Origin of the sequence: Clostridium chromiireducens, from assembly GCF_002029255.1 — a bacterium.
GTDB lineage: Bacteria > Bacillota > Clostridia > Clostridiales > Clostridiaceae > Clostridium > Clostridium chromiireducens.
On the sequence record NZ_MZGT01000017.1, the window covers coordinates 24,867 to 47,623 of the forward strand.

Genomic DNA, 22,757 nt, shown 5'->3' on the forward strand with positions numbered 1-22,757 from the left:
TCTGTCAATATGTTTTTAAAATTATATTATGATTTATTTATTTTATTATTCACTAACTTTAATTTTAAGAGTAATAATTTAAACTCTCATTGCTTCTTCTACAATTTTGTTTCTGATTGATAAATTAATCCCTAGTCGTACATAGATTGAATTATTGGAGCTATCAAGATACCAGTAGCTGTAAGTTCATACTCCACTTAATATTAAAAATAAAAAATAATATCTGTAAACTAGAGAAATAATAATCTATATGTTAAGATATTCAGTACTATGGTAAAATAAATCAATATATGTATAAACTAAATAGCGTGGCTATAAAATCTAAAGATTGGAGTGAACAACTTGGAACGATTGGATAAGGTAATATCTAACTTAGGATATGGAAGCAGAAAAGATGTCAAATCATTTGTTAAGAAAGGAATCATAGAAGTTGACGGCGTAGTAGTAAAAGATAATGGATTACTTGTTGATCCTGAGAAATCTGTTATAAAGGTAAATGGTGAAGAAATACTTTATCGTAAATATATATATTTAATGATGAATAAACCAGATGGAGTAATATCCGCAACGCATGATAATAGGGATGAGACTGTAATTGATTTATTAAATTTAGAACATCAAGTATTCGAACCATTTCCAGTTGGTCGATTAGATAAGGATACCGTTGGCTTATTATTACTAACTAATGATGGGGATCTGAACCATAGGCTAATCTCTCCTAAATGGCATGTTGATAAGGTGTACTACGCTGAAATTGATAAAAAAGTTGATGAAAAAGACATATTAGCTTTTAAAAACGGAATCACTTTAGACGATGGTTATAAATGTCTAGAAGCTAAACTCGAAATATTATCTAACAGCGATGATGGATCCGAAATTAGACTTACTATACAAGAAGGAAAATTCCATCAAGTCAAAAGAATGTTTGAAGCTGTTGGAAAAAACGTTACTTATCTTAGAAGAGAAGAATTTGGTGGTCTTTCATTAGATCCAGATTTAGAAGAAGGCGAATATAGAGAATTAACAGATGAAGAATTAAGCCTTTTAAAGAGCTATTAACGAATATTAAACAATTTTGCAATAAAATAATTCATTTTTCCTAAAAATATTCATATTTTTTATTAAATTACTTGCATTATGAATGATATTATCCTATAATATTCTTGCAAGGATAAATAAAAGGAATATATAGCCCCCTTTTTATTTATTGCTTATTGCTTATTGCTAAAGCGCAACCTAGCCCCAAGGGTTGCGTTTTTTATTATTCAAAAATGAAAACATTTACTTAATTACTATAAGGATTACATTAAAGCGTATTTTAATATAATCCTTATAAAATCTACATTAACTTATTAAAAACGAAAAGTGAAACAAAAAAATCATTCATATAACCAAAATGATTTTTTTGTTTCACTTTTCAGTTACTTACCTACATTTATAAAACAAAGCATCACAAGAAGTCCAAAATGCAAGCATTCTAGACTCCACTTCTATAGTATCCCATTACTTTCGGAACGTAATTTTGAGTTTCTAAAGGCATTTTATATAGATCATTTGCTGATGAAACTCCTCTTTTTTGCATAGTGCCTGGACCTCCATTATACGCCATCAGAGCCATTTCCGCATTCCCATTATACTTATCTAAATATTCCTTAAGCAACTTAGTTCCACCATTAATATTTTGGTCTACATCATATCCATTTGAAATACCTAAATGTGCAAAATTCTGTGGCATTATCTGCATTAACCCAGTTGCTCCAACCCCAGAAGTTGAACTAGAATCAAAATTTGATTCTTGCTTAATTATAGCAAGAATTAAATTTGAATCCACTCCATATTTTTTAGATGCACTTTCTACTGCACCATATATTTTCTCTATATCTGCACTATTCCTATTAGGTAAAATATATCCTTGCGCATCTTTGAACTTGATATAGTTACTATTACTCAAAATCATTGGTATATCCTCAAGCTTTTGCCCTGCAGCATACTTTTGAATTACCCTAGAAATATTATTTACATTTATATTATTTTTATTATTTAATTCTTCAGAACCTTCTGCTTGACCATCAATTTTACCGTTCTCATTAATACCCTCCGCAGAATTTGGGTTAGTTTTCTTTGATGATTCCATTAAATTTTGCATAACAAGTTGAAATGCTAAATTTGTTTCATTACTGGTTGTACTATCGGAGCTAGAATCATTAGTTACTTGTCCATTTCCCAACATGCTCATTGCTAACAATTGTTCATTTGAGACTTTACTTAAATTATCTATTCCCATCTTTTAATAACCTTCCTCCAAAATTTATCTTAAGTTTATTTTCGAACTATTCTTTAATATCTTTAACGTAAAATGTTATTTTATCATAATCTTCATAGCTAACTTTTTTATAATAGCTCTTTGCCAAAGCTAAAATATTGTACTTTCCTGGGACAAATGGCATAAAACTATAGTAATGCTTTTTACTATAAGCCTGTACTTTTCTCCAATTGTTATTCTCCATTAAATAAAATTCATAACATACATCCTTGCCGCCTCTGCTTATAACTTCAAAAGTTAACTCTTCATTTATTTTTCCTTCTAGTCTATTAGTTATTATTTTAGTCTCTATTACTGGCGCTGCCTCACTGACATGTAAAGTTATTTGTTTCTTTGAATCAAATTCTCCCTTACATTTTAAATTCTTAGCATAAACCTCTATGGTGTATTTACCCGCGATTTTAGGAATAAACCTTAGCTTCTTATTTTTTGAAAACTCTGTTTGTTCAATTGAATGCCCATTAATCTTAGTTTCATATTTTACCAGAACGCTTTGAGTATTTTGGATGATACATTCAAATTCTATGGTATCTCCAATCAAATAAGTTTCTTTATAAGGCAAAATTATATAATCTATCTCTCCTGGTAAATACTCCATAGCCTTCAAATTAATAAATGTCTGCGCATCATAAATCTTGTCTGAATACTTATCCTTAAGCATTATTTCCACTTCATATTCCCCAACTTCTTTAGGCATAAAATTAATCCAGTTAGATCTATTATACTCTATACTTTCTACCTTTTTATTATCCTTTCTTATTCTAAAGGCATATTGGAGTTGTGTTCCGCCTTCACCATTCACCATTATGTTAACAGTCTCTCCAACAATAATTTTCTTTTCTTTATCAATCACTATATCTAAAACCTTTACTGGTTTCTTGCCCTTCTTTTCAATAGTGAATGCAATTTTCTTAATATCTTCATATTCACCTTTATAATTTATATCTTTAACATATAATATTACTTCATACTCTCCAGCTTCCATGGGCGTCCATACAAATTCATCCTTATCACAAAAACCAGTATCTTCTTCAATAGGTCCTTTTACATTATATCTATATTGTAACGTACTTCCCCCCTGAACTACTGAAGTAAATCTTATATCTGTTTCACTTGCTTGTGGAGAGTTCAAATTGGCTACAAAACTATTAATCTTAATGTCTTTATAAGGCTTAACATTGTAAACCAAAATAGCTCTATCATCATATTCTTTATTAGATAATATACTCTTAACTAAGCATAGAATCCTATAATTCCCTGATTCAAGCTCTCTATAATAGACATCATTCTTGGTTGAATAATCCTGTATACAGACCGATTTTCCATCCTTAGATATCTTATAGAATTTATATAATAATACTATATTTTCTTCTAATTGTTTCTCAATGTTAGTTTCTACTATAAATCCAAGTTTATCTCCTACTATTAACGATTTATTTAAACATTTGAAATTCACTATTTCTGCCTTTGCAGTATCTATAACCTTTATTTTTATAGTTTTATAATCTTCAAAATTTTCAGCGGATTCCATCCTCTTGCATTGGATTAAAAACTCTTTTTCTCCTATTTCGGTTGCTGTATATCTTAGAATATTTACTGTATCATAATCTCTTACTATATCCCACTGATCTTTCTTTCTAATATAAAATCTATATAAATATTCCCCATCATTATTGGTATTAACTTCTATAGAACATTTTTCTCCGACCATAATTTCTTCTTTATCAATAACAACATCCGCTATAATTCCCAATTCTAATCCAATGCTATTTTCTAAATTTCCCGTTTCTGATCTACCGTTCTCTAACATCACTTCATGAAGGATTTCATTGGTGTTACATTCTATATTAATTTCTTTATTTTTAGTTTCAGATAGAGCTATTTCATCTCTTCCTTTATCATCAATTCCAACGAAAACTTCTTTTTCATATCTTAAAAGCTCTTGGGCATCTAAAAACACTATATTTTCTTCAGAGCTATTTATCAATTCTCTAAACTCTTCGTTAATAAGAGGATTCTCTTCTTTAAGATTCAGTAAAGTTTTTTCTTCATTATCTATTATATTCTTAAAAATCATGTTATCTTCACTTTCATTAACAGCTTTATCAACAGATTCTTCATATCCACCCATATAACTAACAGCCTCTCCCTCTACTATTGAATAGCCTTCTTTAGCTAAATAATCTAAAGACTTTTTTCCATCTTTCTCTCTAGCTTGCACCATAACCATATACTCTCCTTCCCTTTTAGGTTTCCACACACATCTATTATTCCCAGAAAACTCCTGAATAGTATTCCAAATTCCACCCTTACCAACTATGAATTTATATTCTAAATTTTCTACTTGCCCATTATCTATTCTACTTAGTATATTTATATCCGTACCAATCTTTTGTGGTGTCTGCTTATCAAAAATGATTTCAACATATTTCAACTGAAGTTCTTCCATAAAGTTCATACCCCTTCCACAACGCTTCTCAAACCACTCCTTATTTATATTATACATTTATACCAATATTTGTAAATAACTTCAGCTATTTTTTATTTTGATTATATCATATTTTTCTATTTAAACTCATATATATAACGTACTTTTTCGTAAGAATAATAACAACTGTTAAGTCCAATCGAAGATCAATAAATTATTGCCCTAATATTCTTCACCCTTATAAAATATCAATAAAAAAAGAAGCCTATTACAAGCTTCTAAAGATTAACTTCTTATAAGTTTTATTAAATTTCTTTCTAGTCTTACATCATCTTCTTCTGTTCTCTTTTTATGATTAGAGGTTCTCCCTCCACTTCTTCTTATTTTTTGAGATATATGTCTTTCTTCTAGCATTCTATCGATATTCTTTTCATCATATATGAATCCTTTTGGATTTATTACTTTTGCCCTTTTAGACAAACATATTGCTGCCACACCATAATCTTGTGATACAATTATGTCTCCCTCTTTGGTTTCATTCATTACGTACATATCCACGCTTTGAAATCCACTATCAACAACTTTGACCTGACAATAATCACTTTGAATAAAATGGTGAATATCACAATATATTATTACTGGAATCTCATGATCCTTTGCTGCTCTTTCAATAATGGAGATGCCCGGACAGGCATCTCCATCAATTATTATTTTCATAATTAAATTAAAGTCTCTTTTCTAGTTCGGCCTTCATTTCTTCAAATCCTGGCTTTCCTAGTAATGCAAACATATTTTTCTTGTATGCTTCAACTCCTGGTTGATCAAATGGATTTATTCCTAATAAATGTCCACTGATTCCGCAAGCTTTTTCGAAGAAGTAAACCATATATCCAAAATAATATGCTGAAATTTCTGGTACGCTTAATACCATGTTTGGAACTCCACCGTCATTATGAGCTAATAAAGTTCCTTGGAATGCTTTCTTATTTACAAAATCCATAGTTTTTCCAGCCAAGAAATTTAGTCCATCTAAATCGCTATCAGCTTCTTCTATGTTAATCTCATATTTTGCTTTTTCTATATTTATAACTGTTTCAAAAAGTACTCTTCTTCCATCTTGAACATATTGTCCCATTGAGTGAAGGTCAGTACTAAAGTCAACTGCAGCTGGGAATAATCCTTTACCGTCTTTACCTTCTGATTCTCCATATAATTGTTTCCACCATTCGTTAAAGAAATGAAGTGATGGCTCATAGTTTACTAATACTTCAATAACTTTACCTTTGTTATATAAAGCATTTCTAACAGCAGCATATTTGTATGCATCATTTTCTTTAATTGATGGAACTGAGTACACTTCTCTTGCATCAGCAGCACCTTTCATCATTTCATCAATATCGATTCCAGCAGCAGCTATTGGTAGCAGTCCAACTGCAGTTAATACTGAGAATCTTCCTCCAACATCATCAGGCACTACGAAGCTTTCATATCCTTCTGCATCAGCTAATGTTTTTAATGCTCCTCTAGCCTTATCAGTTGTAGCATATATTCTCTTTCTTGCTTCATCTACTCCGTACTTATTTTCTAAATAAGTTCTTAAAATTCTAAATGCAATTGCAGGTTCTGTAGTAGTACCTGATTTTGAAATTACATTTACACTTATATCTTTACCTTCAACAGCTTGTAAAAGTTCTGCCATATATGTTGAACTAATATTATTTCCTACATAAAAAATTTTAGGAGCTTTTCTCTTATCACTATCTAACGCATTATGAAAGTTATTTGTTAGCATTTCAATTGCTGCTCTAGCACCAAGATATGATCCACCTATTCCTATAACTATTAAAGCATCTGAATCAGATTGAATTTTTTCTGCTGCTTTTTTTATTCTAGAAAACTCATCCTTATCATAATTTACTGGAAGGTCAACCCATCCTAAAAAATCATTCCCTGCTCCTGTTTTATTGTGTAACTTATCATGTGCACTCTTAACCATTTCTTCCATATAATCAATTTCAGTTAGGTTTAAATAAGGTGCAACTTTTGATAAATCTAACGATATACCTTTACTCATTTTCTTATCCTACCTCCAAACACAATTATTATTAAAAATTCTATTTTATTATATCACAAATTATCCAAATGATATCTTTAGTTTTATTTTTTTCACAAATATATAACAATTACTAAAATTATTAGGTTCTATTTAGTTTTTCTATGCTTTATTTTTACTATATACATAAATTAATATACATTTATTTAATCATGTTACTAATAAATATAGAGGAATATAAAAACATCCCTCTATATTTATATTATAATTCTATATAATATTTAATTGATTAACAGCAGCATCTGCATTTACAACAACAGCATTTATTTTTTCTTATATACTCCAGAACTTCTTGTTTTGCCTTTTCATAACCATCTTTATATCCTTCTTGATATCCTGCTGTTTCTCCCTTTGTTTCTCCATCCTCAAGACCATCACAATATCCATCTCTATAACCATCGTTATAAGCATCTTCTAATGCGTCAGCTAAACGATCATGGTCACATCTACGACGGCAATCATTAGTATTATTAGCACCAAGAGTTCCACTAGGATTATTACAATTTCTTCTATCTGTATCTCCAAGTTCCTCTCCACAACGAGGTCTGCAATTTCTTCTGTCTGTATCTCCAAGTTCATCCCCACAGCGAGGTCTGCAATCTCTACAATTATATCTGTTCTCCATTTTATTCTCTCCTTTGTAATTGGCTATATAGCCCTATAATAAAGCACAAAAACTCGCAACTCTAATAATTGCCTAGTATTATATTATGCCGATTCATTATATTTGTTATTGGTTAAGTAAAAATAAGTATTCCACTATATAAGAAACTCAAAACGCTTTTCATAAATTAAACAGCTTAATATCCAAAATACTAAGCTGTTTGTTTATGAATTATACACCAAAAAGAGTAGTCTTACGACTACTCATAATATTACTAAATTTAGTTTATATTTTTCCTTTTTACAACTTAATCACTTCATAATATATAACTTATCAGTTTTTTCTTTACTATTGTTTATCAGACGCGGTACCTATTTTACGAACTAGCGCCACACATATAATTATTACTAATAATATTATTGACATATGTACCCCTCCTTAATTTCTTCTACATGTTCATGATACTATACCTACGTAAACGTATCAACCTGTAATTAGTGGGGTATCATGAAAATAAATTTTACTTTTCCATTGGATTCCTGCATATTATTTTACTTACATTTTAGTTATTAATTTTTACTCAATTTATATTCACTTGTAAACCAGATATTTTTGTCTCACTGGTAGTATTTCTAAAATTAATAAAAAAAGCAGCTTAGATATTACACTTTTCAGATAATATCTAAACTACTATATTCTTCATTAACTTATCTAATTTTCTTATTTAGCTAACCTTACTATCTATTCAAACTCTATAGTAGCTGGAGGCTTTCCTGTACAATCATACATTACACGATTTACCCCTTTTACTTCATTTACAATTCTAGTTGTTACTTTTCCAAGTACTTCCCATGGAAGATCTGCTGATTCTGCAGTCATGAAATCACTTGTGGTTACAGCTCTAAGGGCAATTGCATAATCATAGGTTCTCTCATCACCCATAACGCCTACTGAACGCATGTTAGTAAGTGCTGCAAAGTACTGACCAATTTCTTTATCAATACCTGCTTTTACAATTTCTTCACGATAAATTGCATCTGCTTCTTGAACTATTTTAACTTTTTCAGCTGTTACTTCTCCAATGATACGTATTCCAAGTCCAGGCCCTGGAAAAGGTTGTCTGAATACTAATTTTTCAGGTATATCAAGTTCGAGTCCTGCCTTACGTACTTCATCTTTAAATAATAACCTAAGAGGTTCTATTATCTCTTTAAAATCAACATAATCAGGAAGACCTCCAACATTATGATGTGATTTTATAACTGCCGATTTTCCAAGACCACTTTCAATTACATCTGGATAAATAGTTCCTTGTACAAGAAAATCAACTATTCCTATTTTTTTAGCTTCCTCTTCAAATACTCTTATAAACTCTTCACCAATAATTTTTCTCTTTTGCTCCGGCTCTTCTACTCCAGCTAACTTTTCATAAAATCTTTCTTGTGCATTTACGCGAATGAAATTCAAATCATATTGACCATTAGGTCCAAATACTTCTTCAACTTCATCACCTTCATTTTTACGAAGTAATCCATGGTCAACAAATACACATGTTAATTGCTTTCCAACAGCCCTTGAAAGTAATACCGCTGCTACAGATGAATCAACTCCGCCTGATAATGCACATAATACTTTACCATCTCCAACTTTTTCACGAATTTCTTCAATTGTCTTCTCAACAAACGAATCCATTTTCCAATCACCAGCACACCCACAAACATTATATACAAAATTTGAGAGCATCTTTGTACCTTCTTGCGTATGCATAACTTCTGGATGAAATTGAACTGCATATAAATTTTTATCTTCACATTCCATAGCCGCAACTGGACATACTGGAGTATCAGCTATTATTTTAAAACCTTCTGGTTCCTTTTCTATGTAATCAGTATGACTCATCCAACAAATTGTTGAAGGTGATATTCCTTCAAAAAGTTTAGACTCTACATTTATATTGACTTTTGTTTTCCCATATTCACTTACAGGTGCCGTTTCAACTTTTCCTCCAAGCATATGAGCCATAAGTTGAGATCCATAACATATACCAAGTATAGGTACTCCTACTTCAAATATAGCTTTGTCGCATAAAGGAGAATCTTCACCATATACACTGTTTGGTCCGCCTGTAAAGATAATTCCCTTCGGATTCATTTCCTTTATCTTATCAATGCTTAAATCATAAGGATGAACTTCACAATATACGTTACATTCCCTCACTCTTCTAGCAATCAATTGATTATATTGTCCACCAAAGTCAATAACTAAAACTAAATCTCTTTTCATGTTCTCCTCCTAAACTGTTCTTATAAATTCTATTATCGACTAAATAAATCTTTTTATCAATAAATTAAGACAAATTTCACCGGAAAATTTATAAATATTAATATTAAAAACTTTAACTAAATATTACTTAAGCAAATTAAGTAATGCACAGTTCACATAAATGATACATTCTTTAATAGTGAACTGTGCATATTACTATTGTCCTACACTATAATTAGGTGCCTCTTTAGTAATATTAATATCGTGTGGATGACTTTCTCTATATCCAGACGCTGTTTGAACAACAAAATTAGCTGTTTCGTATAATAAATCAAAGGTCTTAGCTCCTAGATATCCCATTCCTGATTGAATTCCGCCCATTAATTGGAATATAGTATCTGAAACAAATCCTTTATATGCAACTCTTCCTTCTACACCTTCTGGAACTAATTTCTTATTACCTTCTTGGAAGTATCTATCTTTAGATCCACATTCCATAGCAGCTAAAGATCCCATTCCTCTATAAACTTTATAACTTCTTCCTTGATATATTTCCATTTCTCCTGGAGCTTCTTCACAACCTGCAAATAATGATCCCATCATAGCAACAGATGCTCCAGCTGCTAAAGCTTTTACCACATCTCCTGAATACTTAAGTCCACCGTCAGCAATTACAGGAACTCCATATTTTTTTCCTACTTCTGCGCAATCCATAACTGCTGTTAATTGAGGAACTCCAACGCCTGCAACTACTCTAGTTGTACAAATTGATCCAGGTCCAATACCAACCTTAACACAATCCGCTCCAGCTTTTATTAAATCCTCTGTAGCTCCAGCTGTAGCAACATTTCCTGCTATAACTTGAAGATCTGGATATACTTTTTTAATTTGTGTAACAGCATCTAAAACACCTTTTGAATGTCCATGAGCCGTATCAAGTGTTATAACATCAACATGAGCCTTAACTAACGCATCAACTCTTTCCATCATATTTCCTGTAACACCTACTGCTGCTCCGCATAATAATCTACCTTTACTATCCTTAGCTGCATTAGGGAATTTTTTAACTTTTTCAATATCCTTCATTGTAATTAAGCCCTTTAAAACTCCGTCTTTATCAACCAAAGGTAACTTTTCTACTTTATGCTTCTTAAGAATTTCTTTTGCTTCCTCTACTGTTGTAGTTTCAACTGAAGTTATTAGATTGTCCTTTGTCATTACTTCTGAAATTTTTCTTTGATAATTTGTTTCAAAGATTATATCTCTATTTGTAATTATTCCGATTAGCTTTCCTTCCTTAGTTGTAATAGGAACTCCTGATATTCTATATTGAGACATTAAATTTTCCGCATCTTGAATTAGATGGTCTTCTGATAGGAATATAGGATCAGTAATAACTCCATTTTCTTGTCTTTTAACTCTGTCTACTTCTTTTGCTTGCTCTTCGATAGTCATATTTTTATGTATAATTCCGATTCCGCCTTCTCTTGCCATTGCTATTGCCATTTTAGATTCAGTCACTGTATCCATACCAGCACTCATTAAAGGGATATTTAATTGTATTTTCTTTGTTAAATTTGTTTTTGTACTTACCTCTCTTGGTAATATTTCTGATTTGTTCGGAACTAATAACACATCATCAAAAGTATATGCAGTCTTAATTATTTTAGCCATTATAAATCCTCCTCAGTTTTGAATAATTCGCTTCATTTTTATATATTTATGATTTATTTCTTGCATAATTTATTGTATAAAAAAAGCACATTAACCCCAGAAGTGACGTTAATATGCTAATAAAAATCTAATTTTAGCCTATACTAATATCACTCATAGTCGGAATTTTACGGTTTCCGGTAGATACTCCTTGCCATATTCAAGGTATATACAAGTTTTTAAATGTGCTATGTTTTGAATTAAAACTATTATAATGTATGTACAATATAAAGTCAATCAATTTGAAGCTAAAATTGCATTTTTTGATGTTACTATTTTCACAACTATCTTTTACTAACAACTTTGTAAATGTAAAGCTGCACTAACTGTTATTAGTTACATTAGTAATAGTTGCAGTTCTTAACACGTCAGTATTTCCGTCTATATCAAATTCTGCGCCATTTACAATAAGCTGACACTGATTTAAAGTAGTTGTATCTGGCAAATTCTCCAAGTTAATATTCTCTAAATATTTCTCCACCCCATCTTTAGTTTTCATATTTGATACTGTTGTTGTGCCTTGCAATTCACCATATTTTAACTTATATGACTCGGCAGCCATTACAACTTTTCTGGATTGGTCAACTACTTTGGTCTTTTTCGCTTCCTTTATATATCCGGTAACCTGTGGTACAATTACGCTTGCTAAAATTCCAATTATCGCCATTACTGCTATAAGTTCAATTAATGTAAATCCCTTTCTTTTTCTATGAACTATTTTTCCATTCTTTAGATTAAGTCTATCCATAATTATTTGTTTAGTTTTCATACATCACTCTCCGTTTTTATTTTTTTGTATATCTCAAATATTGCCAGTTTATTCAAGTAATATACAAGGATAAAAAATAAAAAAAGAACGAAACTGTATAAACAATTTCGTTCTTTTTTATAACATACACCAAGTAAATTAATTATATAAAACTCAAGATTATTTGTATTTTAATAAATTAAGACTTATTCTTCAATTTATTAGTACATTCCATCCATTCCCATTCCTGGAGCACCTGGCATTGCTGGTTCTTTTGCTGGAATCTCAGCAACTGCTGCCTCTGTTGTTAAGAATGTTGAAGCTACTGATGCCGCATTTTGAAGAGCTGATCTAGTAACCTTAGTTGGATCAACTATTCCACCCTTAATCATATTGATATATTGATCGTGTAATGCATCATATCCTATACCAGGTTCACTATTCTTAACCTTCTCAATTATTACTGAACCTTCTACCCCTGCATTAGTTGCTATTTGTCTTACAGGCTCTTCTAATGCTTTAACTATTATATTTATACCAACTTGTGTATCCGGAACATCTGAAGTTAACTTAGCAACTTCTTTAATCGCATTAACATAAGCAGTACCACCACCAGATACTATGCCTTCTTCAACAGCAGCTTTTGTTGCAGCCAAAGCATCTTCGATTCTAAGTTTCTTTTCTTTTAATTCAGTTTCTGTTGCCGCACCAACTTTGATTACCGCAACTCCCCCAGCTAATTTAGCTAATCTTTCTTGTAATTTTTCTTTATCAAATTCTGAAGTTGTTTCTTCAATTTGAGCTTTTATTTGGTTAATTCTTTCCTTAATTGAATTAGAATCACCTTTCCCGTTAACTATTACAGTGTTTTCTTTACTTACTTTAACACTATCAGCTGTACCTAACATATCAATTGTAACTTCTTTTAACTCTCTTCCTAATTCTTCAGCTACAACAGTTCCACCAGTTAATGTTGCAATATCTTGTAACATTTCTTTTCTTCTATCTCCGAATCCTGGCGCTTTTACAGCTACACATGTGAATGTTCCTCTTAACTTATTTACTACTAATGTAGCCATTGCTTCCCCTTCGATATCTTCAGCAATGATTAATAGTTTCTTACCTGATTGAACTATTTGTTCCAGTACTGGTAAGATTTCTTGAATATTTGAAATCTTTTTATCCGTAATTAATATATATGGGTTTTCTAGAACTGCTTCCATTTTTTCAGTATCTGTTGCCATATAAGGTGATACATATCCTCTATCAAATTGCATACCTTCAACTACATCCAATTCTGTTCCCATTGATTTAGATTCTTCTATAGTGATAACGCCTTCGTTTCCTACTTTTTCCATAGCATCTGCTATCAACTTACCTACTTCTTCATCAGCAGCTGAAATTGCAGCAACTCTAGCGATGTCTTCTTTTCCATCTACTTGCTTAGAAATCTTTTTGATTTCTTCAACAGCTTTATCTACAGCCATTTTTATACCAGTTCTTATTAAGATTGGATTAGCTCCAGCTGTTACATTTTTTAATCCTTCTCTGATTATTGCTTGAGCAAGTAAAGTTGCAGTTGTAGTTCCATCTCCGGCTACATCGTTAGTTTTAGTTGCAACTTCTTTAACTAATTGAGCTCCCATGTTTTCATATGGATCTTCTAATTCTATTTCTCTAGCAATTGAAACTCCATCGTTTGTTATTAATGGTGCTCCGAACTTTTTATCTAATACAACATTTCTACCTTTTGGTCCTAATGTAACTTTAACTGTATCAGCTAGCTTATCTACACCTACTTGCATAGCTCTTCTTGCATCTTCTCCGAATTTTAACATTTTAGCCATTTATATTACACGCTCCTTTATTATATGTTATTTATTATATTTCATAATTTCAATTTTATTTTACTAATTAAGCAATATAAATATAGTACTATTCAACTATTGCTAATATATCGTCTTGTTTTAATATTGTATACTCTTCTCCGTCAACCTTAACTTCTGTTCCAGCATATTTAGAGTATAGAACCTTATCTCCAACCTTAACTTCCATAGCTACTCTATTTCCATCTACAACTGCTCCAGGACCTACTGCAACCACTTCTGCTTCTTGTGGTCTTTCCTTTGCAGCACCAGTTAAGACTATTCCACTTTTAGTCTTTTCTTCTGCCTCTAATTTTTTAATTACTACTCTTTCACCAAGTGGTTTAATGTTCATGAAAAAACCCTCCTTAAAATATATATATAATTTATTTGTATTTAAATTTCTGTTAGCACTCATTACTGTCGAGTGCTAACATAATTATAATATCCTTTATAACCATATAATTCAAACATTACTTCTAATATTATATCCCTTTTTTCAGCGAATATTACTTCTTATCTCAAAATATATCCCATTTGCTTAATTTTTCTCTGTTTTATTTATTTTTTTATATGCATTTATTTTTCCATATATATTCATATAAAAAGCTATTTAAAAATAAAAACCCAAATCAGATAAGATTACCGATTTGGGTTTTTATTCTTATATTATCTTTCTAAATTTACATCGTGGTATTCTTCCAACACTTTATTTGATAATACACTCTTGATTGTTGTTTGCTGGTTCAACTTAGTAAATGGAGCTTTAGCTTTCATTACAGATACAATTTTAGCTGCTCCGTTTATACAACCACCTTCGCACATCATACCTTCGATGAAGTTCCCTTGTAACTTTCCTACCTTAGCCATTGTCATAGTTTTCTTGATGTCTGCACCACCTGAAACCTGAACCGGCTTAAATTCTACTTCAACGCCTTTTTCTTGTACGTAATTTTGTATTGCAGCTGTTAATCCTCCACCAACAGCAAAATTTCTACCAAAAATTGAAGCTTCATCAACTATTATATCTTCACACGCAGCTGGATCAACTTCAAAAGCGTCAAATAAAGCTACTATCTCTTCAAATGTTAACACATAATCAACTGCATCTTTTATTGAATTAATTAGTGCTTCATTTTTCTTTGCAGTACATGGCCCTACAAATACTACCTTTGCATCCTTATCTTTAGACTTTATATATCTGCCTGTCGCCACCATAGGAGAAACGGTTCCTGAAATTTTTTCTGCTTGATCTGGCATCATCTTTTCAATGTAGCTTAAGAATCCTGGACAACATGAATTTGTCATGTAACTGTCTCCCTTTTCCATTCTTTCTACAAATTCATTACTTTCATGTACAGTTACTGCATCTGCTCCACACGCAGCTTCTAGCATATCTTTAAAACCTAAAGCTTTAATTGCATTCTTAACTTGTCCATAAGTTGTCTTTGGACCAAATTCGCCTGTAATAGCAGGTGCAACTACAGCATAGATATTTTTATCTTCGTTCATCAATTCATAAACAACTTTAACTAAAGAACTCTTATCTTCTATAGCTCCAAATGGACATGCTGACATACAAGCACCGCAATTTACACACTTGCTTTCTGTAATTTCAGCACTTAGATCTTCTGCATTATAACTTAACGCACCTGTTGGACACGATTTTTTACATGGTCTCATATCCTCTGCGATAGCATCATAAGGACATGCTTTCTTACACATTCCACATTCTTTACATTTGTCAGGTTCTATATATGCTCTTCCATCAACATATGTAATAGCTCCAAAATTACACACACTTTGACACTTGTGAGCTACGCAGTTTCTGCAAGAATCAGTAACTTGAAATTTCTTTGTTGGACATCTATCACATGCTTCTTTTATAACATATAATATTTGATTTTTATCTTGTACATCGATCAAATCTTGTCCATGTTTACCATTTGGCTCATAGCCAGCTGCGAGCTTTGCTCTTTCCAATACTACATTTCTTTCTTGTTCAACAGTATCCCTATAAGTAGGAGTCTCCCCTTCAATCATAGCAAATGGAATTTTTTCTAACTCCTCTTTACTGATTTTGTTCTCCTTTGCCAATAATGCAACTCTAGTAAGAACCTCATGCTTTAGTCTTAAAAGTTGATTTTCAAATTGAAACATTATACACACACTCTCCCATGAATATTTTTTATCTTTCTTAATTTCATGAGATAATTATAACATACTCTTGTTAAAAATATAACAAGTATTCCGTAATTTAAATTTTCTGAATTTTTCCATTTATTTCTCTATACTCACTTACTTAAGAAAACATCTACATTGTCGCTTCAATAAGCATTTTTTATTTTTTCATCTCCGTATATTAACATATCAATTTCCCATAAAAATTCACGATATCTAGATGCAATATGACTATACCAAACTACTTTAAATGATAAAATTTTGTCATTAATTTTTTAGTCCCTGAAGTTTTTTTAGTGAATATATTAAAATAGATGAATTAAGAACATAGAATAAAAAGTCTAGAAATTAGCAATCTAGACTTTCTTATATCCATTCTTATGTTATTATAAAAACCTAATCAACACTAATCTTGTTTTCTCTCGCATAGTAAAATAAATATTGTTGTGCAAATCCAGACAATTTACCAAACTTATTTCTTGCGAATATTCTAATCTTATTTAATGATGAATCTTCAGCTCCATAAAAATGGATCATTGCTCGTTTAACCCATACATCTACTGGAAATGCAGAAGTTTTCTCCATAGAGAATAACATAATGCAATCAGCTACTTTTGAACCAACCCCTTTAAATTCTTGAAGGGCATCATGACATTCATCATCACTTAAGTTTCTTATGTAATTCAAATCATATTTACCATATGGACATTCTTCGTTAATACCGGGATTATCCACTTCATTTATTGAGGCATTATATACATTTTTAATTGTATCTACTATATACTTACTTCTGAAGGAAGCACCTGTTTCTTGTATATCTTCTAAACTCGCATCTTTAATTTCATCTATGCTTGGAAAGGCATAATAAATCGTTCCTTTATAATTGATTTCTTTACCCCATTTAGTTGATATTTTATTAACTGTCTTTTTTATTGATGGTATATTATTTCTAGCTGAAATAATAAAACTAAGCAACATTTCAAAAGGATCTTGGTTTAGAACTCTAACACCGTATCCAAACTCTATGCTTTGCTTAAGTAATGTATCTTTTGAAAGATCTTCTTTTATAATTGAATAATCTCTACCTAAATCAAAATATCTAAGCCAAATATTATTAAAATCCTCCCAAGTTGTATTGTAAATTATTACGTTATTCCCTTCCTCTTTCACCTCTATTAACTTTCCAAATGCTATAACAATAAAATTATTCTCTTCTATTTCCCAAAATCTAAAAATTTGTCCACACTCAAATATATGTCTTAATTTAAAATTCTTAACTTCTTCTATCATTATATAATCATCGTAAGATTTTACAGCTTTATAATCCATGTTTGTGTTCTCCTCTTAACATTAAATAAGCATTGTGTTCAATCCACAAATACCCATAATAGTTGTTCTCTTATTCTATAAATACTTTAACTTTATACAAAAATAATTGTGCTAATTGTTTTTTCTTTCAATGATAATAGTTTCTAAAATTTCTGCACCTTTCTCTATCATTAGTGTACACCGTTTTATATCTATATATTCCTTCTTCAAGTCAATGCATTTTATAAATCTAAGACTTTCATTGAATTTATTTATAAACTCTCTTGTTATTTCTGCGACTATCGGACTCTTATGCCCACTTATTTCAGTGAACATGATTCCAATTACTCCGACAGCTCCCGTAATAACACCACAAACATCACCTGTTGACATTCCACCACCAAACCCTGACATAGTTTTTAGAGTTTGTTTTGATAAATTCAAATCATATTCTTCATTAGCAGCGTACATGATAGATTCTGCACAATTTAAATCATACTCTTCTTTACGATATTTCTTTACCATTTCACTAAGCATTTGCACTCCTCCTTATCAAAAGTTATTATTATTTAGTATATTATATCACTTAATCTTATACTATGGTTTATTTATCTAACTAATATGTAAAGTTTTGTATTTGTAGGGTGATCTAACTTCCTTCATTTTGCATTTCACATAACGATAAATCAAGTATACCTGAGTTTATACTTATATATACATCACCAGAAAGAGAAGGTTCTCCTTTACTCAGTGTTGCATTGAAAATGAAACTGTAGGTATTTCTTCAGTAAAAGTTGTTCAATTTCCGATTGTCTAACGAGCAATCAGAAATTGTGCAACTTTTACTGATAAGTGAGAATCCAAATTTTATATTTGGTCACTCGAACTCACTCAGCAAACAGAGTGAGTTGGGCTTCACTTTTTCACAGTTTTATTTTCTAGCAATCAAGTAACAGAGAACCTTCTCTTTTGGATGGCCATCACATAAGTATGACCTCAAATTATTTATATATACGAGATATTAGAAATCAACCTTATTTCCGTAATATACGCATTCGAATATCTTCTTCATTTCATCTTTATTTATTTGTCTTGGATTTGAGCCTGTGCAAGCATCTCCAACTGCTCTTTCCGAAATTAAATCAACCTTTGCTTTAAATTCTTCTTCATCAATACCATATTCTTTTAAAGTTAGTGGAATAGACATCTTTTTATTAAATTCTTGTATTAAACTTGTCAACGAATCTACTAATTCATTATCAGTTTGTCCGCTCAATCCGAGACTTCTAGCTATTTTAGCATATCTATCTGCTGCAGCCTTCTTATTAAAGTCAATTACATATGGTAAATATATAGCATTTGCACATCCATGAGGTATATGGAATACTGCACCTGTCTTATGGGCCATACTATGAGTTATTCCTAACAATGCATTTGAGAATGCCATACCTGCTAAGCATTGAGCATAATGCATTTGTTCTCTAGCATCGTTATCTCCTTCAAATGATTTTATTAGATGCTCATTAATCATTTCAATAGCTTGTACGGCTAGTGGATCTGTAAATGGTGAATGTAATGTTGCTACATAAGCTTCAATCGCATGAGTTAATGCATCCATTCCAGTATGAGCTGTTAATGTAGGAGGCATTGTTTCAGCTAATTCTGAGTCTACTATAGCTATATCTGGAGTTATATTAAAATCAGCTAAAGGATATTTGATTTCAGTCTTATAATCTGTGATTACAGAAAATGCAGTTACTTCTGTTGCTGTACCGCTTGTTGATGGAATAGCTAAAAACTTAGCTTTTTGTCTAAGCTCTGGTAATCCAAAAGGAACTACAGCTTGTTCAAAAGTAAAATCTGGGTACTCATAGAATATCCACATTGCTTTTGCTGCATCTATAGGAGATCCACCCCCCATAGATATTATCCAATCTGGATTAAACTCTCTCATCACTTCAGCGCCTTTAAATACTGTTTCAACTGATGGGTCTGGTTCAACACCCTCTATTAATTTAACTTCTATGCCTGCTTCATTTAAGTAGTTCACTGCTTTATCCACAAACCCGAATTTCTTCATTGATCCGCCACCAAGTACTAATACCGCTTTCTTTCCTTTAAGGTTCTTTAATTGTTCTAGTGATCCTTTTCCATAATAAACGTCTCTTGGTAATGTAAATCTCATCATAATTTAATACCTCCTAGAAATGTTAACTTAATTTTAGGAATATTCAAACAATTTCCTATATTAGAATAATTCTATATAAATAATAAAAATCCTTTACATTCTAAATAAAAAAATTCCCAAAAGTAAATTTCTTTTGGGAATTTTCATAATCTTCATACTATAATTTATTTAGGCAGGATTATTTAGAATAATCGTAGAATCCTTTTCCTGATTTTCTTCCAAGCCATCCAGCTCTAACATATTTTCTTAGTAAGCTGCTAGCTCTGTACTTATTATCTCCTGTTTCAGTAAATAAAACATCCATAATAGCTAAACAAACATCTAATCCAATAAGATCTCCTAAAGCTAAAGGTCCCATTGGATGACCAGCACCAAATTTCATAGATGTATCGATATCTTCAACTGAAGCAATTCCTTCTTGTAAAATGAATGTTGCTTCATTGATCATTGGAATTAAGATTCTGTTTACAACAAATCCTGGAGCTTCAGCAACTTCTACTGGAGCTTTTCCAATTGCTTCTGACAATTCTTTAACTGCATCAAAAGTTTCTTGAGAAGTTGCAGCACCTCTGATAACTTCAACAAGCTTCATTACTGGAGCTGGATTAAAGAAATGCATTCCGATAACTTTATCTGATCTCTTTGTTGCTGAAGCAACTTCAGTAATTGATAAAGATGAAGTATTTGAAGCTAAAATTGTTTCTGGCTTACAGATTCCATCTAATTCAGCAAAGATTTCTTTCTTAATTTTCATGTTTTCGATTGCAGCTTCAACTACTAAATCGCAGTCAGCAGCTAAATTCATATCAGTTGTTCCTGAAATTCTTGAAAGGATAGCTTCTCTATCTTCTTCAGTCATTTTTCCTTTAGCAACTAACTTTTCTAATCCTTTAGCTATTCCAGCTATTCCTCTGTCAACAAACTCTTCCTTTATGTCTCTTACTATTACTTCGCAACCTTTTTGAGCGAATGCTTGAACGATACCAGCACCCATAGTTCCTGCTCCAAGTACAAAAATCTTTTTCATGAATTATTCCTCCTCAAATTTTTATCATTATAGATATCCTTAGTTAAAGCATCTCTACATTAACTAAGGATTATTTTTATAATTATTAGCTTTTTAATTATATGTTAACTAATTTTACTTACTGTTATATTATTAGCTTTAACAAATAGAATATAACAAGAATTTATTTTAATTAATCTAGTAATTATTCAGCACTCTTTATTTCTTTAACTTGAGCTATTAATTCTGGTACTACCTTTGCAACATCTCCAACTATAGCGTAATCTGCAATTTTCATTATTGGAGCTGAATCATCTTTATTAACAGCAATGATTAAATCAGAGTCTTGCATACCTGCAACGTGTTGGATAGCTCCTGAAATACCACAAGCTATATATATTTGTGGTCTTACAGTCTTACCAGTTTGACCTACTTGGTAAGCTCCATCAATCCATCCATTTTCAACAGCAGCTCTTGATCCACCAACTGTTCCTTCTAAAGCAGCAGCTAATTCTTCAAGAAGTTTGAAGTTTTCTTTACTTCCAACCCCTCTACCACCTGCAACGATGAAATCTGCTTCAGCGATATCTACGATATCTTTTTTAGCTTTGATAGTTTCTAAAACTTTAGTTCTAACATCGCTATCAGCTAATTGAACTTGAACCTTTTCAATGTTACAGTTTGCTGGATCAGTAGTGATTTTTGCAAATACTCCTGGTCTTACTGTAGCCATTTGTGGTCTATGATCTGGACATGCGATTGTAGCCATTAAGTTACCACCAAATGCTGGTCTTGTAGCTAAAAGATCTCCATTTGTAACATCTACATCAATTGATGTACAGTCAGCAGTTAATCCAGTTGATAATCTAGCAGCTATTCTTGGACCTAAATCTCTTCCGATGAAAGTAGCTCCTACGAATAATATTCCTGGTTTTCTTTCATTTGCTAAATCACAAATAACTTTTGTGTAAGCATCAGTTGTATAATGTTCTAAATTTTTATCATCAGCAACTAAAACTTCATCAGCACCATGTTCAGCTAAAGTTTTAGCTAATGCTTCTATATTATTTCCAAGTAATAAAGCTGTTAACTTTACTCCTAATTCATCAGCAATTCTTCTACCTTCTCCAAGTAGTTCTAAAGATACTTTTTGTAATTCGCCTTCTCTTTGTTCAGCAAAGACCCAAACGCCTTTGTAATCTGCTATATTCATAATAAATTACCCTCCTATTATCTTAGATGTAGTGTTTTTCTTTTAATTTTCCAACAACATAGTATGCTGCATTTTTAGGTGATTCTCTAACAATTTCTCCTGCGCCCTTAACTTCTTTAGTCATTGACTTCTTAACCTTTGTAGGTGAACCTTTAAGTCCTAATTCAGCTACATCTACATCTATATCAGCTGCGCTCATAACTTTGATTTGATCATCAGAAGTTGAGAATATGTTTGCAACGTGCATATATCTAGGTGCATTTAATTCTTCGATTGCAGTTAATAGACATGGAGTCTTAACTTCTACTACTTGATGTCCATCTTCTAATGCTCTATTTACTATTAATGAATTCCCTTCAACTTTAACATCTTGAACATAAGTTACTTGAGGAATGTTTAAATGTTCAGCTATTTCTGGACCTACTTGTGCAGTATCTCCATCAATCGCTTGTCTTCCAGCAAATACTATATCATAGTCTAATTTAGCTATAACCCCAGCTAATGCTTTTGAAGTTGCTAATGTATCAGCTCCCCCAAGTGCTCTATCTGTTAATAGGATAGCCTCATCAGCTCCCATACATAACGCTTCTGTCAATGTTGCTTTAGCCATTGGAAGTCCCATTGTTACAACGGTAACTTTTCCACCTAATTGTTCTTTTAATTGTAATGCACCTTCTAATGCGTGCTTATCCTCTGGATTCATTATTGATGGAACACCATCTCTTATTAATGTACCAGTCTTAGGATCTATTTTTACAGCTGTAGTATCTGGAACTTGTTTTACACAAACTACTATATTCATTAT

Annotated in this window: 18 protein-coding genes and 1 riboswitch; of the genes, 1 reads left to right on the forward strand and 17 read right to left on the reverse strand. The window is 31.5% G+C overall.

Going from position 1 to position 22,757, the window contains the following annotated elements:
* Nucleotides 1–342 precede the first annotated feature (342 nt).
* Nucleotides 343–1,059: a pseudouridine synthase gene (locus tag CLCHR_RS07870; protein WP_079439150.1), complete on the forward strand. Its 717-nt coding sequence runs from the start codon at nt 343–345 to the stop codon at nt 1,057–1,059.
* Nucleotides 1,060–1,477: 418 nt separating this feature from the next.
* Here CLCHR_RS07870 and CLCHR_RS07875 read toward each other — a convergent pair whose 3' ends face one another.
* The 17 genes from CLCHR_RS07875 to CLCHR_RS07955 form a co-directional block, all read right to left on the reverse strand.
* Nucleotides 1,478–2,284 (reverse strand): lytic transglycosylase domain-containing protein, encoded by an 807-nt coding sequence (locus CLCHR_RS07875; RefSeq protein ID WP_079439151.1) that lies wholly within the window; start codon nt 2,282–2,284, stop codon nt 1,478–1,480.
* Nucleotides 2,285–2,330: 46 nt separating this feature from the next.
* Entirely contained in the window at nt 2,331–4,772 is a 2,442-nt protein-coding gene (locus CLCHR_RS07880; protein ID WP_079439152.1) for a triple tyrosine motif-containing protein, read from the reverse strand.
* A gap of 264 nt (nt 4,773–5,036) precedes the next feature.
* Nucleotides 5,037–5,468, reverse strand: coding sequence for a YaiI/YqxD family protein (locus CLCHR_RS07885; protein ID WP_079439153.1), 432 nt, complete (start codon nt 5,466–5,468; stop codon nt 5,037–5,039).
* A 7-nt stretch (nt 5,469–5,475) separates the two neighbouring features.
* Nucleotides 5,476–6,825, reverse strand: coding sequence for a glucose-6-phosphate isomerase (locus tag CLCHR_RS07890; RefSeq protein ID WP_079439154.1), 1,350 nt, complete (start codon nt 6,823–6,825; stop codon nt 5,476–5,478).
* 268 nt (nt 6,826–7,093) lie between these two features.
* The gene (locus CLCHR_RS07895) at nt 7,094–7,489 is read right to left on the reverse strand and encodes a FliH/SctL family protein (protein ID WP_079439155.1); all 396 of its coding nucleotides are present in this window, start codon (nt 7,487–7,489) and stop codon (nt 7,094–7,096) included.
* A 720-nt stretch (nt 7,490–8,209) separates the two neighbouring features.
* A complete protein-coding gene (guaA, locus tag CLCHR_RS07900; protein ID WP_079439156.1) occupies nt 8,210–9,751 on the reverse strand; it encodes a glutamine-hydrolyzing GMP synthase in 1,542 nt (513 codons plus the stop codon).
* A gap of 195 nt (nt 9,752–9,946) precedes the next feature.
* Nucleotides 9,947–11,404 (reverse strand): IMP dehydrogenase, encoded by a 1,458-nt coding sequence (gene guaB / locus CLCHR_RS07905; protein ID WP_079439157.1) that lies wholly within the window; start codon nt 11,402–11,404, stop codon nt 9,947–9,949.
* A gap of 136 nt (nt 11,405–11,540) precedes the next feature.
* A riboswitch (purine riboswitch) is annotated at nt 11,541–11,638 on the reverse strand.
* Nucleotides 11,639–11,765: 127 nt separating this feature from the next.
* Nucleotides 11,766–12,212 carry a type II secretion system protein gene (locus CLCHR_RS07910; protein WP_242966002.1) on the reverse strand — a complete coding sequence of 149 codons (447 nt, stop codon included), beginning with the start codon at nt 12,210–12,212 and terminating at the stop codon, nt 11,766–11,768.
* 200 nt (nt 12,213–12,412) lie between these two features.
* Nucleotides 12,413–14,038 carry a chaperonin GroEL gene (gene groL / locus CLCHR_RS07915; protein ID WP_079439158.1) on the reverse strand — a complete coding sequence of 542 codons (1,626 nt, stop codon included), beginning with the start codon at nt 14,036–14,038 and terminating at the stop codon, nt 12,413–12,415.
* A gap of 88 nt (nt 14,039–14,126) precedes the next feature.
* Nucleotides 14,127–14,411, reverse strand: coding sequence for a co-chaperone GroES (groES, locus tag CLCHR_RS07920; protein ID WP_079439159.1), 285 nt, complete (start codon nt 14,409–14,411; stop codon nt 14,127–14,129).
* A gap of 314 nt (nt 14,412–14,725) precedes the next feature.
* Complete coding sequence (locus tag CLCHR_RS07925; RefSeq protein ID WP_079439160.1) at nt 14,726–16,216, reverse strand: 4Fe-4S dicluster domain-containing protein; 1,491 nt, start codon at nt 16,214–16,216, stop codon at nt 14,726–14,728.
* 417 nt (nt 16,217–16,633) lie between these two features.
* A complete protein-coding gene (locus CLCHR_RS07930; protein WP_079439161.1) occupies nt 16,634–17,566 on the reverse strand; it encodes a DNA-3-methyladenine glycosylase family protein in 933 nt (310 codons plus the stop codon).
* A gap of 111 nt (nt 17,567–17,677) precedes the next feature.
* Nucleotides 17,678–18,082 (reverse strand): C-GCAxxG-C-C family (seleno)protein, encoded by a 405-nt coding sequence (locus CLCHR_RS07935; RefSeq protein WP_079439162.1) that lies wholly within the window; start codon nt 18,080–18,082, stop codon nt 17,678–17,680.
* Between the two features lie 484 nt (nt 18,083–18,566).
* Nucleotides 18,567–19,733 carry an NADPH-dependent butanol dehydrogenase gene (locus CLCHR_RS07940; RefSeq protein ID WP_079439163.1) on the reverse strand — a complete coding sequence of 389 codons (1,167 nt, stop codon included), beginning with the start codon at nt 19,731–19,733 and terminating at the stop codon, nt 18,567–18,569.
* Between the two features lie 178 nt (nt 19,734–19,911).
* Complete coding sequence (locus CLCHR_RS07945) at nt 19,912–20,760, reverse strand: 3-hydroxybutyryl-CoA dehydrogenase (RefSeq protein ID WP_079439164.1); 849 nt, start codon at nt 20,758–20,760, stop codon at nt 19,912–19,914.
* A 184-nt stretch (nt 20,761–20,944) separates the two neighbouring features.
* Nucleotides 20,945–21,952 carry an electron transfer flavoprotein subunit alpha/FixB family protein gene (locus tag CLCHR_RS07950; protein ID WP_079439165.1) on the reverse strand — a complete coding sequence of 336 codons (1,008 nt, stop codon included), beginning with the start codon at nt 21,950–21,952 and terminating at the stop codon, nt 20,945–20,947.
* Between the two features lie 22 nt (nt 21,953–21,974).
* Nucleotides 21,975–22,754 carry an electron transfer flavoprotein subunit beta/FixA family protein gene (locus CLCHR_RS07955; RefSeq protein ID WP_079439166.1) on the reverse strand — a complete coding sequence of 260 codons (780 nt, stop codon included), beginning with the start codon at nt 22,752–22,754 and terminating at the stop codon, nt 21,975–21,977.
* Between the last annotated feature and the right edge of the window lie 3 nt (nt 22,755–22,757).